We start from the raw sequence: 14,564 nt of genomic DNA, 5'->3' as shown, positions 1-14,564 counted from the left end.
GGTCACAAAGACGTTGCCGCAGGAAGCGGCGTTCTTAGTCTTTGATCCTATAAACAGTCGCTTCCGCTTTTTTTATAGGTTAACCATATTTTCCGGGTTCACCCATTTGTCGAATTCATCGGGTGTCAGGTATCCGAGTTTTAGGGCGGCTTCTTTTAGAGTCGTGTGTTCGCTGAAGGCCAGTTTTGCAATTTCTGCTGCTTTTTCATAGCCGATATGCGGATTTAGGGAAGTCACAAGCATTAGTGAGCGCTCAACATTTTCCTTGATTTTTTCAGTGTTTGCCATGATTCCTTTTGCAGTATGCTCATTAAATGATTGTATTCCTTCACTCAGAAGCTTTACAGACTGCAGGAAGTTATAAATGATAACAGGCTTAAATACATTTAGCTCAAAATTTCCCTGGCTGGCCGCGAAAGCAATAGTGGAGTCATTTCCGAATACCTGAACGGAAATCATCGTCAATGCTTCACATTGTGTGGGATTTACTTTACCAGGCATGATGGAGCTTCCAGGTTCATTTGCCGGAATAGAGAGCTCGCCTATACCGCTTCTGGGTCCGCTCGCAAGCCATCTGACATCATTGGCAATTTTCATCAAATCTGCAGCAAGAGCCTTCATGGCACCATGCACGTGCACAATTTCATCATGGCTGGTAAGCGCATGAAACTTGTTCGGTGATGTATGGAATGAATGTCCGGTATCCTTGCTGATTTGTTCTGCCGCCATATGTCCGAATGCCGGTTTTGTATTAATCCCGGTCCCTACTGCTGTTCCCCCAAGTGCAAGGCTTTTTAAATGCTTGCTGCTTTCTTCAATCATTTGAAGATTTTTATCAAGCATTGTCCTCCATCCGCTGATTTCCTGCCCTAGTGTGAGCGGTGTAGCATCCTGCAAATGGGTGCGGCCGATTTTTACAATGTGCATGAATTCCTGTTCCTTTTCAAGCAAAGTATCTCTTAATGCAGATATAGAAGGCAGCAGCACGTCTGCAACTGCCAGGTACGCCGCTATATGCATCGCCGCCGGAAATGAGTCATTGGAGCTTTGGGCCTTATTGACATCGTCATTAGGATGCAGGATTTCCTCCTCATTTCCTCCGTTTTCCCGCAGCCACTCATTCCCTTTGTTAGCAATCACTTCATTCACATTCATATTGCTTTGAGTGCCGCTTCCAGTCTGCCAGACAACAAGGGGAAAGTGATCATCAAGTGCTCCCTCAAGAATTTCACCGCAGACTTTTACAATCGCTTTCATTTTTGCCTGAGATAAATCTCCCAGCTCATGATTGACCCTAGCTGAGGCTTGTTTTACATATGCAAAAGCCTGGATGAGCTCTATCGGCATTCTTTCATTCCCTATTTTGAAATTATTTCTGCTTCTTTCAGTCTGCGCTCCCCAATATTTATCATAAGGAACCTGAACTTCACCCATAGTGTCTTTCTCTGTTCTGAATTTCATGGAATTTCCTCCCGTCTCCACTGTTAAATAATTTTTATATACCCTGCCAAAAAAGGTTACTCTACCTATTTTCCCAAAAATCAGCATAAACGAACATGTATTTAATATTTCTAAGCTTTGCCCTCTATTCTCGCTTTCATTATCGTATAGAAAAATATCATTATTTAACCCGGCTGCATGCTGACATTTTTAACACTGCTGCAATATTGGCTGCAGTTTCTTCAAGATGCCTCTCTGCCTTTCTAAAGGCATCCTCCCTGCTGATAATTCCCGGAACTATGCTGAAAACGGCATTTATTCCATGCTGAGTAAACTCCTCGCTGTTATATGAAACATTGCCGGCAATTGCAATCACAGGAACGTTAAAAGTTCTAGCCAGACGCGCCGCCCCGATTGGTGTCTTTCCGAGCAGAGTTTGATCGTCAATCTTACCTTCTCCTGTTATCAGGATTGAAGCATCTATCAAGTGTTCCTTCAGATTGACGGCTTCCATAATGATTTCACTGCCCCTTTTAAGCTCTGCAGACAAAAAGGCAAGCAATCCTGCTCCAAGCCCCCCGGCTGCACCGGAACCAGGTACATCCATCACTTTTTTTCCTAGCTCCTTTTCAATGACAGCCGCATACCTTTCCAGGTTTTTATCAAGAAAAGAAACCATTTGCTGATCTGCCCCTTTTTGAGGCCCAAAAATTGCTGATGCACCTTTTTCTCCGGTTAATGGAATATCTACATCACATGCGGCTTCGACCCTGATATGCTGCAATCTCTGATCTGCGCCGCTTATATCAATGGAGCAAAGCTTATCAAGAGCTCCTCCACCGTCTTCAATTTCTCTGCCGCTTTCATCCATAAGCTTTATTCCAAGCGCTTTAGCCATTCCTGACCCGCCATCATTAGTGGCACTTCCGCCAATTCCAAGGATTATATGCTTTGCTCCCGCATCCAGTGCCGCCTGTATCAGCTCACCAGTGCCCCTGGTGGTCGTATATAACGGGTTTCTTTTTTCATAAGGAACAAGATGGATACCTGAAGCTGCAGCCATCTCGATTATCGCTTTTTCTCCATTTCCTGAAATCCCGAATTTTGCTTTCACCCTTTCACCAAGCGGCCCGGTGACTTCTTTTTCAATAATATTCCCACCCGTTGCATTTACAAGTGCCTGCACCGTTCCTTCCCCGCCATCTGCTAACGGAACCTTAATAATTTCAGCAGATTTAAAAAAACGGCGGAATCCCTTTTCTATAGAGTCTGCAGCCTGCATCGCAGTCATGCTTTCCTTGAATGAATCAGGGGCAATGATAATTTTCAACAAAATCCGCTCCTTTCGATCTTCTATCGATATCTTACTATCAAAACTTCTGCATTTCTGATGGTGCCCCATTGACGCCCGAATTTGCTTCTCTATATTACAGGCAAGATATAATATCAATATTAGTTGACACTATTTGATTTGTGTAGTAAATTCTAAACTAATAGAATAATTTGAATTTGTTTCTTATCAAGAGAGGTTTAGGGATTTGGCCCGTTGATGCCTCAGCAACCATCATTGTCCAGAACAATGAAAAGGTGCTAACTCCATCAAGTTAGATAATAACTTGAAAGATAAGAAGAATGACTTCTCACGCAATGTTAAAAGTCTTCTTCTTTAAGAAGGCTTTTTTATTTTATTCCAGCTCAAGGAGTGGTGAACTTATGTATAATATTGACACATTTCTGGCGCAGATTGGAAATCGCAGCGAAAAAGAGACAGGAACTGTGAATGCTCCCATTTACCTTTCAACAGCTTACCGCCATGAAGGGATCGGGCAATCAACTGGCTTCGATTATTCCCGTACCGGAAATCCCACAAGGCAAATTCTAGAAAAGACCATAGCTGAACTTGAAGGCGGCGATAAGGGCTTTGCATGCAGCTCAGGCATGGCAGCAATATTGACGGTATTATCGTTATTCCAATCCGGGGATGAGTGGATTTTATCCAAGGATTTATATGGAGGAACATATCGTTTATTGGAACAGGGATTCAAGAAATGGGGTTTAGTCTGTAAATACAGGGATACAAGCTGTCTGGAGAGCATTGAACACTCAATAACACCTCAGACTAAAGCGATTTTTATAGAATCCCCCACTAATCCTCTAATGGAAACGGCGGATATTGAAGCTATCGGCCAGCTGGCGAAACAGCACGATTTGCTTTTAATCGTTGACAATACCTTTTATACACCGCTGATCCAAAAACCTATCCCGCTTGGAGCTCATATCGTCATCCATAGCGCTACAAAATATCTTGGCGGACACAACGATGTCCTGGCAGGGCTGGTCGTTGCCAAAGGAAAGGAGCTATGCAATTCTCTTGCCCTTCACCATAATGGGGCAGGAGCCGTGCTGAGCCCATTTGATTCATGGCTTTTAATGAGAGGCATGAAAACACTTTCTCTTCGGATGGCCCGCCATGAATCCAATGCAAAAATCCTTGCTGAATACCTGTCCAATCACGAGTCCATTTCAGAGGTCCTTTATCCCGGCAGAGGCGGTATGCTTTCTTTCAGGTTAAATGATGAGTCATGGATCAATCCTTTCTTAAAAGGACTTTCCCTTATCTCTTTTGCAGAGAGCCTCGGCGGAGTTGAGAGCTTTATAACGTATCCTGCAACACAAACCCATGCAGACATTCCAGAAGATATCAGAACAGCAAATGGGGTTTGTAATAGGTTATTGCGTTTTTCAGTTGGAATTGAAGATCCCAGCGATTTAATAAGTGATTTGGATTACTCTTTAAACTATGTAAAACAGGAGGCCCTCATATGACATCTGAAAATAATTTTGCTTTTGAAACTGCTTTGATTCATAATCGTCATAAAATTGATCCGGCAACAGGTGCAGTCTGTGTACCGATCCAGCATGCCTCCACTTATCATCAATTCGATATTGACCAGTTCGGCAAGTATGATTACAGCAGAAGCCTGAATCCGACACGGGAGGCACTTGAAGAGATTATTGCTGAATTGGAGGAAGGAACCAGGGGCTTTGCTTTCTCATCCGGAATGGCGGCCATTTCGACTGCGTTTCTTTTATTATCTTCGGGTGATCATGTCATCATTTCAGAGGATGTATACGGCGGGACTTACCGGATGGTGACAAACGTTTTGAACCGGTTTGGAATTCAGCACACTTTTGCCGATATGACGAATCTTGAAAACATCAGATCTGCAATCCAGCATAATACAAGGGCTTTTTATATTGAAACACCTTCCAATCCTTTACTTAAGGTCAGCGATATTAGGGAAATCAGTGCCATTGCCAGGGAAATCGGCGCCTTAACATATGTGGATAATACATTTTTAACTCCAGCTCTGCAACAGCCTCTTTCGCTTGGTGCTGATATTGTTCTCCATAGTGCAACGAAGTTTCTTTCAGGCCATAGCGATGTTGTTGCAGGACTTGCGGCCGTTAAAGATCCGGAAATAGGTGAGAAGCTTTCTTTTTTGCAGAATTCATTTGGAGCTGTTCTGGGTGTCCAGGATGCATGGCTGGTCATGAGGGGAATCAAAACCCTTCATGTAAGAATGGAGCATTCCATGAAGTCCGCACACAAAATGGCTGAATTTCTATCTTCACTGCCTTCTGTTAAAGCTGTCCATTACCCAGGCCTCCCAGGTCATCCTCAGCACAGGATCCAAAGCGAACAGGCCAAGGGAGCAGGCGCCGTATTATCATTCGAACTGCAAAATGAAAGCCTGCTTCGCTCCTTTGTCAATCAACTCCAGCTGCCCGTTTTTGCTGTAAGCCTTGGCGCCGTTGAAACCATCCTTTCCTATCCTGCTAAAATGTCACATGCAGCAATGCCTGATGAGGAAAGGGAAAGGCGCGGAATCTCAAAGAGCCTTTTGCGTTTATCCCTGGGACTTGAAAACTGTGATGATTTAATCCGCGATTTCACTTTAGCCCTGCAGCAAAGCGAAAGGGAGTATTTACAGACCGCTGTTAAAGAAGGCTGATTATGACAGGACCTAGAATACTGCAGCTTATGCAGTATTCTTTTATGAAGGCTTTTCAAAACTTCTTATTAGTGAATAAAAAAAGGCTGCATAAAGACAGCCATACATTCCTGAACATTCGTATCCAATAGTTGAACTGCTAAAAATTCTTAAATTATATAAAAGGCGCTCCCCTATATTTTAGTTTTAAAAATGGACAATCAATCATCCCGCCAAGAGACTAACAAACTGTTATAAAGTTTCTTTTTTATAGCGACGCAAAAGGGAAATTCCACGTATTCAGCCATTACAATCGTTCAATAAACCCTTCTGTTCCATGTACGCGGATTCGTTGTCCATCTTTAATCAGTTTAGTAGCATTTTCCACTCCTACCACTGCTGGCAGTCCATATTCACGTGCGATCACTGCTCCATGTGTCATCAGTCCGCCCACTTCAGTGACTAAGCCTTTTATGGATACAAACAATGGTGTCCAGCTAGGGTCAGTAAAGGAGGTGACTAATATATCTCCTTCTTCAAAATCAGCTTCTTCCATTTTTAAGATGACACGTGCCCGTCCCTCTACCACTCCGGAAGAAACAGGCAAACCAGCAATTGCTTCGGCTGGAAGGTTTTCTCTTTGATACTTACCTGTAATGATTTCTCCATCAGATGTAATAACCCGCGGAGGAGTCAATTTTTCATATAATTTATAATCATCTTTCCGCTTCATGATTTTTTGGCAGTCCAGCTTTTCTGTGCGTACGGCTTCGCTGAATTCTTCAAGTGTGAGATAGTATATATCTTCTTTTTCAGGAATAACGCCCGTTTGCACCAGTTGTTCCGCTTCTTTCAGTAATGCCTGCTTATAAACGAAGTAGCGGTTAATCATGCCGTATTTTGGATATTCACGATACCCGATGAAATTACGTATAAGGCCAATCATTCGCTTTGTTTCTCCGGCTTTTTGTTCACCATCCGTTAATGGCTTCAATCGTTCTAATAACTCTTGTTCTTTTTTTAAAGCCGCATGCCGGCCTTGCTCAAATTTGCACTTTCCGGCATTAGGATCAAAGTTTTTTATGTTACTGAGAATCATGGGAACAAGGGTAATTGGCTTTTCACTCCAGCGAGTTTTCGTGATATCGATTTCTCCGGCACACCGCATTCCATATTTGCTGAGAAAAGCATTATAAGCGTCTCTAGCTTCCTTACCACCATCAAACTTAACCAGTTCATCCAAAAAGTTATCATCGTTTACTTGATGTAAATAATCAATTACTTCCGGATAAGGACGAATGACATCTGCAACGTCTAAAAGTGCAAGACCCATTTCTGAAGTAATATTGTTCGATACAGATTGAGAAAGCGTGTCTGCTGCATTTTTTTCACCTAACCACTCGTTCATTTTTTCATTAATCCATGTTGAAGCATTTATAGCAGCCATAAATACAGCTGAACTTTGCGGGTCAAATAAAATCTTCTTTAATTCTTGAATATCTTCCAGGATAAATTCAAATAAATCTGATCCTGATTTGTTTTTAATTTTTTGTTTTAATTCTTCAATGGATGTTTGGCTGCGCTTAATCAAATCAGAAACAATTGATGGATTGTTTTCGATTTGTGCCAGCATGTCTGTATTATTGCCTCTGCTCGGACTTGGTGCTTTATTATCATTTGGTAACGATTTTATGAAATCCCCTCGCTCAATGATGTTCATAAGCGCGTCTTTCATGAGCGGATCGTGTTGTCCCATGGCATTTAATAAAATATTTCTGCTGGCAGGTGAAGCCAGTTGTTGTGTGACATCAACAAACAGTCTTCCGCCAGCTTTACGCATGGGTGCGGGAGTCGTTAACAGAAAAAAAGACAATCCCAATGGTTTTATGGGGTCTGTCATCATTTGTTGATGACCAACAGATACATAGACATGATTTCCTTGATCATTCACTTCAGGGGTGGGGAAAAGAGTCGTGATCGGGCGGCTCTGGACAATATAAAAAGTATCATCAGCCAAACACCATTCTATATCTTGCGGACAGCCAAAATAAGCTTCGACCTGTCTTCCGATTCGTGCCAATTGTAAAATTTGCTGTTCAGTAAGTGCTTGAGTATTTTGCTGATCAGGGTTGATTGGCTTTCTCTCTGTTCCGCCTTCTTTTCGTCCATAGATAGCCAATTTTTTTGTTGCTATCCTCTTATCAACGATTTTCTGTTCCCGTACTTTGTAACAATCGGAAGTTACCAAGCCGGAGACCAGCGCTTCTCCAAGTCCAAAACTGGCCTCGATTGACAGCAGCTTACGGTTAGAAGTAATCGGATCAGCAGTAAATAAAACCCCTGAAGCCTGCGGGAAAACCATCCTTTGAACGATTACGGATAAATAAACCTGTCTGTGGTCAATTTTATTTTGTATACGGTATATTACCGCCCGTTCCGTAAATAGAGAAGCCCAGCATTTTTTAATATGCTGCATGATTGCTTCTTTTCCAATGATATTTAAATAGGTGTCATGTTGACCAGCGAATGAGGCATATGGTAAATCTTCAGCAGTCGCACTAGAACGCACCGCATAAGCATGTTTATCGCCAAGCTGCGAGAGATAGTGAGTAACTGCATTCTCAACATCGGAATGAATTTCTGCCTCCATCAGGATTTGCCGAAGCTTTCTGCTGATTTCAGCAATTTGATCTCGATCCTCTACTTTAAGCATTGTTAGTTGATTCATCAATGTTTGAAATATTTTGTTTTGTTCGATGGCTATTTGATATCCCGCGGTTGTAACGCAAAATCCTTCTGGTACTTGTATTCCTTGAATTTTTGACAATTCCCCAAGATTTAGCCCTTTTCCGCCAATGAGCAAAAGCTGTTTTTTTTCCATTTCCTGAAAACCGAGAACTAAAGAATTCATACTATTTCCCTCCCCAAGAAATTTCCGTAAAGTTCTATTGCATTTTAGCAGTTGTAAACGAGAACAAAAAGTCTATTTATACCATTTTTTATATGCTATAATTAAGTTAGGGAGAGTTTAGCTTTTTACGATAAATTAACCTTATAATGCCTGCGTATATCCCCTCTTATTCTGCTATTTTCCATTATTCCACAGTAAATAGACTTCTTTCATATATATTCTGCATATGATAATAAAAAAAACATCAAAATGGTAGCTAATCCTATACATCCATTCTTCTCATGTTAATTAATTCCAAAAATGGGCTCTTTTCTCTAAAATTGTTGTATATTAATGAGTTCTGTTAGGAGATCCAGTTGTTAAACTAGGTTGATTGGAGGGTAAGATCCGAGACCCGCAGGATGGGGGCTGTGGTGAGCCTCTTCAGCTACACCTATAAAAACAGCCTTATTTAATGAAGGATTGTTATAGATTGACATTCATTTAGGGGTAACACTTTGTTCCCAGTTTAAACAATTCAGCCAAATTCTCTTAGTACAAAAAGAAAGTGCTAAAAGGAGCGTAGATATTAATTTATAAAATTTCTAATAATATGGTTATGATTATACTCTGCGCAAAAGTAATAGCTAAATCGTTTTTCCAATAGGTTTTTCCAAATGGACCTAATCTTCCACTAAATATACTGAACAATCTAGCTATAAGGAATGCACAAATCCATATACTTAATATACTATACAGCAATTCCATTTTCCCTCCATTAACTTACTTTTACAATTGAATATTGATTTTAGTCATCTTATCTCTTAGCGAGGGAAGAGTTACAGTTTACACAAGGTAAAATAAACGGAATCGATGGCCGCTATCTCTGCAAGCGTAATATAAGGAGGATTTAGAGCCTTAGAAAAGGCTGCAAATTATAAACTGGTTTAGGTTAATAACCATTAATTTTTTTTGTAAAAAAAACGGAGTCCCAGATCCAATAAATAACCGCTGCGGCAAGGCTGAATTCATAGTACTTTGCCATTTTTATTACATTCATAGTAAAGTCTAAATTTATTAATATATAAATTATGAACAAGGCAATAAAAGAAAAAAGTATATATAATAATAAGTACAATAAGCTGAACTTTTTGGGGCGATTATTGAAAAAAGCCTGCAGCGGCACTGCAAAAAGTAAATACGCCACAAAAACATAAAAAGAATAAAAAGTAATAGGCATTGGCCGCAGCCAAGATGGTTCTCCAATTAAAATAATCATAACAGCAGAAAAAGAGATACTAGAGAACAATAAACATAAAAAGTAATACGGTATTGTGTCACTAATATCAGATTCTATTTCGCTTAATCTCCACATCTTCAATGATATTCACCTTTTGAAATTATGTATTTTTCTTACATTTTAACATAATTAATCCAACGGTAAACTGTATGGTGAAAAAAATATGTTTATAGTTTCCAATTGAGAAATGTGTTCTATGATGAGATCAGTGGTTAAACCAGGTTGATTGGAGGGTAAGGCGCGAGACCCGCATGCAGCAAAAGAGGCTCATCGCCGCCCCCATCCTGGAACGAAAATCAGCCTCACTTTTTGTTCCATAGAAGGAAAGTTTACGTAAATAGCCTTTTAAGAGGGTTTTTTCCATTTTTCTGTGTATATTGCAGAACAGGCGCTAATAGAAAACCAGAAACAAAGCCGCCTGCATGCCCCAAAATACTGATATTGCTAAATATAAAAGTTGTAATCCATCCGGCTATAATCAGCACTATGACAGCTTTAGCTGAGCCAGAATCTAATTTTCTTTTATCAAACAAAATGAGATATAAATAATATCCCAAAAGGGCATAACCGAACCCTGACTCACCTGCATTCATTAAATTCACGTTAAAAGCCAGCAGGACAATTGCCAGACCTGATAGTATAACAGATAAAGCAAACAGCAGAAAATACCTCGCTTTGCCCAGTATCCTTTCTATCGGCGGCGCCAAAATGACGGTCGCCGCCATATTCATAAAATAGTGCGAAAACCCATTATGTATGAAAGAATACGTGACTAAACGATAATACTCTCCCTCTACAAAGGCAGATTGGCTGATTCCCCCCCTTTGAGATAATCCGCCATCAATACTTAGGGAAAAGATCATAACCAGCGTATTTGCTGCAACAATCAGGCATGTGACAGGATATAAAGAAATATATTCCTTAAAGGTTTCATTTCTGCTCAGTATCATCTATTCCCTCCTCCTAACTGTTTTATATTCTTGTTCTGCCTTAAGACCCGCCATCCCTTCTAGATTGAAGAAATTAATAAATTTCCGCAAAAAAAGTCCTCCATTTTCAAAATAGAGGACTTTTTCTTTGAAATGAGCTTCGGCTGTTTTATTAAACTGCCATGCCCTTTTGCTGTCCTTGCTGGAGTTCATACATTTGATAGTATTTTCCTTTTAGGCGCATTAACTCATCATGGCTTCCTTTTTCAGCAATTGTTCCTTTATCCAGTACAAGGATCTGGTCGGCATTTTTGATTGTAGAAAGGCGGTGGGCGATAATGAAGGTGGTTCTTCCTTTCTTAAGAACATCCATTGCTTGTTGAATGATTGCCTCTGTTTCAGTATCAATGCTTGAGGTCGCTTCATCCAGGATTAAAATCGCCGGGTTAAAGGCAAGCGCCCTGGCAAAAGAAATGAGCTGTCTTTGGCCGGATGAGAGGGTGCTCCCCTTTTCAATTACCGGTGCATCAATTCCTTCTTCCAGATGGCTCAAGACCCGGTCCCCGCCAACATCTCTCAATGCTTTCTCAATCATTTCCCTGGTGATACTGCTGCTGTTCAGGCTGATGTTAGAGGCAATGGTCCCGGAAAATAAGTAAGGATCCTGAAGTACAATCCCCATATGCTTTCTCAGTGTCTGATGGGGAATTTCAGTAATGTTCATGCCATCAATCAAAATTTCCCCTTTATTTGAAACGTAAAATCGGAAAAGAAGATTCATGATTGAACTTTTCCCGGATCCTGTATGGCCGACAAGGGCCACCGTCTCTCCCTGTCTGGCTGTGAAGGTAAGATCCTTCAGAACATACTCATCTTCCTTGTAGCCAAAGGAAACTGATTTGAACTCTACATTTCCATTATACCTTGGAATTTCCTTATCACTGACATCTACGCCAGGCTCCTCGAGTAAACTGAATACACGCTCCCCTGCGACCAGTGCCTGCTCCAGGTTTGCAAATTGATTGACAATGCCCTGCACGGGCTGCAGCAGCCTGCTGATGAAGTCAACAATGGCATACAGCATTCCGAGAGAGATTACTGAGGCTGACGTCAAGGACATATTTCCGAAATACCAGATGAACGATACAAATGCGGTATTTTTAAGAACACCGATTAAGTTATGGCTTGTAAGGCTGTTCAGGTTTAATATTTTATTCTGATAGGAAAAATGTTCCTGATTGAGCTTTTCAAATCTTTCCTTTGTATCTTTTTCACGCCTGAAAGCCTGTATCACATTCATCCCCTGAATCGACTCGTTAATGATTCCGTTAATGTCACTGATCCTCGCCCGGATAATCTGATTGTAGCCTGATGCGAATCTGCGATAAACAATCGTCCATAGCACTAAGATTGGAATCAAGGCGAGCGAAAGCAGTGCGATTTTAGGATTCAAAATATACAGGGCAATTACGACCCCGATGATGTTGATGGAGCTGGAAAAGAAATTGGCCAGCACCTGTACGTATAAGTCGCGTATCGCTTCTGTATCATTGGTTATGCGTGATACAACCTTACCGGCAGGAAGATTATCGAAGTATTTGATAGGCAGCTTTGATATATGTGTAAAAGCATCATTGCGCATTCTCTGAATGATGCGGTGGGCAGATTTCTGAAGAGTAAAGCTCTGTCCGTACTGAAAAATGGCTGATAAGATAACAAGCCCAAAATACAAAAAGACCAATTTAAGGATTTTTGGCGTCTCAGGCTGGTAAAACTTCAGCAGCTCTTTAGTGGCCAGAACTTTTACCCTGTACTGTTCCTTTTTCCCTTTATTTTCAACTAGCAGGGTATTGTTTTTTAATTTCTTGCTTCCTTCAAACGGGATACGCTGATCAGTGAAAACAAAATGTTTTCCAGCCTGGATAATCCGCACTTCTTTTCCCTTATCCTCGTGTTTGGCAAAATAGCTTTCTCTTTTATACCATGATCCCTGGTAGTATACAGCATCCTTCCCCTTTGACGTTTGATGCCACTTGGATTGTATCCCCAGTATATGGGAGTCAATTATATTTTTGGCCACGAATGGGCCAGTCAGATCTGCAGCTACTGAAATAGAAAGCATAATTAAGGCCGCGATAATTAACTTTTTATACATCCACGCATATCGGCTTAGTTTTTTAACGATTTTCATGCGCTCACCTCCGGCCCATTTTCAACTTGCTGCCTTTCAAATTGTTCATAATACCATCCATGGCGGTTCAAAAGTTCATAATGACTGCCTTCTTCAATGATTTCCCCCTGATCGAGTACGATAATATGATTGGCATGCATAACACCCGATAAACGGTGAGTAGTGATTATGGTCGTTTTTCCCGCTCTTTCTCTTTGGATATTACTGATGATATTTGTTTCTGTTTTTGCATCCACCGCAGAAAGAGAGTCATCCAATATAAGAATTTCAGGATCTTTGATGAGCGCCCTTGCGATGGAAATCCGCTGTTTTTGCCCGCCTGACAAAGCCACTCCTTTTTCACCGACAAGTGTTTCAAGCTTATCTGGCAGCATGGCCAGATCTTTTTCAAAATCAGCTAGCCTGATTGCCTTAATCAATTCTTGATCTGTTGCTTCAATCTTCCCGAAATAAATATTTTCTCTGACTGTCCTTGAAAATAGGAAATGATCCTGAGGGACATATCCAACCCAATCCCTCATCTCCTCAACAGGCAGCCTTCCCGCTTCTACACCGGCTACAGAAATAGTGCCTGAGCCAAGAGGATACTCACGAAGGAGCTGTTTAACAAAAGTGGTCTTTCCGCTTCCTGTTTTTCCGACGACTCCAAGAGTCTCTCCGCGCTTTATCGTTACTGTAATATCCTTTAGATTTGGCACTTTAGAGGATGGATAGGTGAAGTTCACAGAATCAAAAACTATATCTTCTGGCTGAATAATATGTTCTGTTACAGGAGCATTTTTGACATCCTGTTCATATGAAAGAGTTTCCTGTACACGGTCAAGAGAAGCATTACCCCGCTGCAGGACATTGATAAGCTCTCCCATGGCAATCATAGGCCATATCAGCATTCCAAGATAAACATTGAATGATACCAGGCTTCCAAGCGAAATAACCTGATGGAAAACAAGATAAGCTCCATATCCTAAACCAATTAAATAGCTGATTCCGATCAGGATGCTGATAGTCGGATCGAATAGCGCATCGATTTTTGCGACTTCAAGGTTTTTCTTATACACATCTTCTGTCATACTATCGAAGTTTCTTTCATCCTGCCGTTCCTGCACATAAGCCCTTATGACCCTGACGCCGGAAACTGATTCAAGAACTTTATCATTCAGTTCGCCGAAAGCATCTTGTGCCTCAGTAAACCGCTTGTGGATTTTCTTTCCGTATACCTGCATCATGACTGCCATGACCGGCAAAGGAAGAATAGCTGTTATGGTAAGCGTCCAGCTTATGGTCGTTCCCATCATCAGCAGAATTGTGCATGTATACAGGATGGAATCGGCAAGTGTCAGGATTCCGAATCCTGCGGTGTTTGAAATGGCTTTTAAATCATTAGTTGCCCGAGCCATCAAATCGCCGGTTTTATTTTTTTCAAAGAAAGAGGGTGTCATCTTCAGCAAGTGCCCCATATATCTGGACCTCATTTTTCTCTCCACTAAAAATGCCCCTCCAAAGAGCTGGTAACTCCATAAATAGCCGAATGTATAGGTGGAAATCCCAACCGCAGCCAAATAGCCTGCATATTTAACAACACTTTCTTTCGTAAGTGTTCCTGTATTGATATCATCGATTGCCATTCCCACCAGCTTGGGCGGAATGACTTCCAGGATATTTACGATGCATAAACAAATGATTGCAAACAAATAGCGCTTCCATTGTTCTTTAAAGAACCATGATAGCTTTTTAAATATCGAAAACATAGTTTCTCCTCCTTAAGTCATCATTTCATTATCACTAGCCGCTCTCTGGATCTGTAAAATTCAGAAACATC

Annotated in this window: 9 protein-coding genes and 1 riboswitch; of the genes, 2 read left to right on the top strand and 7 right to left on the bottom strand. The window is 41.1% G+C overall.

What is annotated here, in order from left to right; genetic code table 11:
* Positions 1-72: 72 nt before the first annotated feature.
* Positions 73-1,461: a class II fumarate hydratase gene (gene fumC / locus ACN6MY_RS07045; RefSeq protein WP_419883329.1), complete on the bottom strand. Its 1,389-nt coding sequence runs from the start codon at positions 1,459-1,461 to the stop codon at positions 73-75.
* 160 nt (positions 1,462-1,621) lie between these two features.
* Positions 1,622-2,770, bottom strand: coding sequence for a glycerate kinase (locus ACN6MY_RS07040; protein WP_419883328.1), 1,149 nt, complete (start codon positions 2,768-2,770; stop codon positions 1,622-1,624).
* A gap of 183 nt (positions 2,771-2,953) precedes the next feature.
* A riboswitch (SAM riboswitch) is annotated at positions 2,954-3,070 on the top strand.
* 83 nt (positions 3,071-3,153) lie between these two features.
* Between ACN6MY_RS07040 and ACN6MY_RS07035 the strand changes: the two genes are divergently transcribed.
* Positions 3,154-4,266: a methionine biosynthesis PLP-dependent protein gene (locus ACN6MY_RS07035; protein WP_419883327.1), complete on the top strand. Its 1,113-nt coding sequence runs from the start codon at positions 3,154-3,156 to the stop codon at positions 4,264-4,266.
* The gene (gene metC / locus ACN6MY_RS07030; protein WP_419883326.1) at positions 4,263-5,456 is read left to right on the top strand and encodes a cystathionine beta-lyase; all 1,194 of its coding nucleotides are present in this window, start codon (positions 4,263-4,265) and stop codon (positions 5,454-5,456) included. Before ACN6MY_RS07035 ends, metC begins: the two co-directional genes overlap by 4 nt.
* A gap of 286 nt (positions 5,457-5,742) precedes the next feature.
* Here metC and ppsA read toward each other — a convergent pair whose 3' ends face one another.
* The 5 genes from ppsA to ACN6MY_RS07005 form a co-directional block, all read right to left on the bottom strand.
* Entirely contained in the window at positions 5,743-8,346 is a 2,604-nt protein-coding gene (gene ppsA, locus ACN6MY_RS07025) for a phosphoenolpyruvate synthase (protein WP_419883325.1), read from the bottom strand.
* Positions 8,347-9,277: 931 nt separating this feature from the next.
* Positions 9,278-9,604 carry a UPF0715 family protein gene (locus ACN6MY_RS07020; RefSeq protein WP_419884102.1) on the bottom strand — a complete coding sequence of 109 codons (327 nt, stop codon included), beginning with the start codon at positions 9,602-9,604 and terminating at the stop codon, positions 9,278-9,280.
* Positions 9,605-9,954: 350 nt separating this feature from the next.
* Complete coding sequence (locus ACN6MY_RS07015) at positions 9,955-10,575, bottom strand: rhomboid family intramembrane serine protease (RefSeq protein WP_419883324.1); 621 nt, start codon at positions 10,573-10,575, stop codon at positions 9,955-9,957.
* 151 nt (positions 10,576-10,726) lie between these two features.
* Entirely contained in the window at positions 10,727-12,745 is a 2,019-nt protein-coding gene (locus ACN6MY_RS07010) for an ABC transporter ATP-binding protein (protein ID WP_419883323.1), read from the bottom strand.
* Positions 12,742-14,493, bottom strand: a complete 1,752-nt coding sequence (locus ACN6MY_RS07005) for an ABC transporter ATP-binding protein (RefSeq protein ID WP_419883322.1) — start codon at positions 14,491-14,493, stop codon at positions 12,742-12,744. The genes ACN6MY_RS07010 and ACN6MY_RS07005 overlap by 4 nt, the downstream gene beginning before the upstream one ends.
* Positions 14,494-14,564: the final 71 nt, after the last annotated feature.

Origin of the sequence: Peribacillus sp. B-H-3, from assembly GCF_048572925.1 — a bacterium.
Taxonomy (GTDB): Bacteria; Bacillota; Bacilli; order Bacillales; family DSM-1321; genus Peribacillus.
The sequence above is the reverse complement of the archived record's forward strand: the minus strand, read 5'-3'. Positions and strand labels throughout refer to the sequence as shown.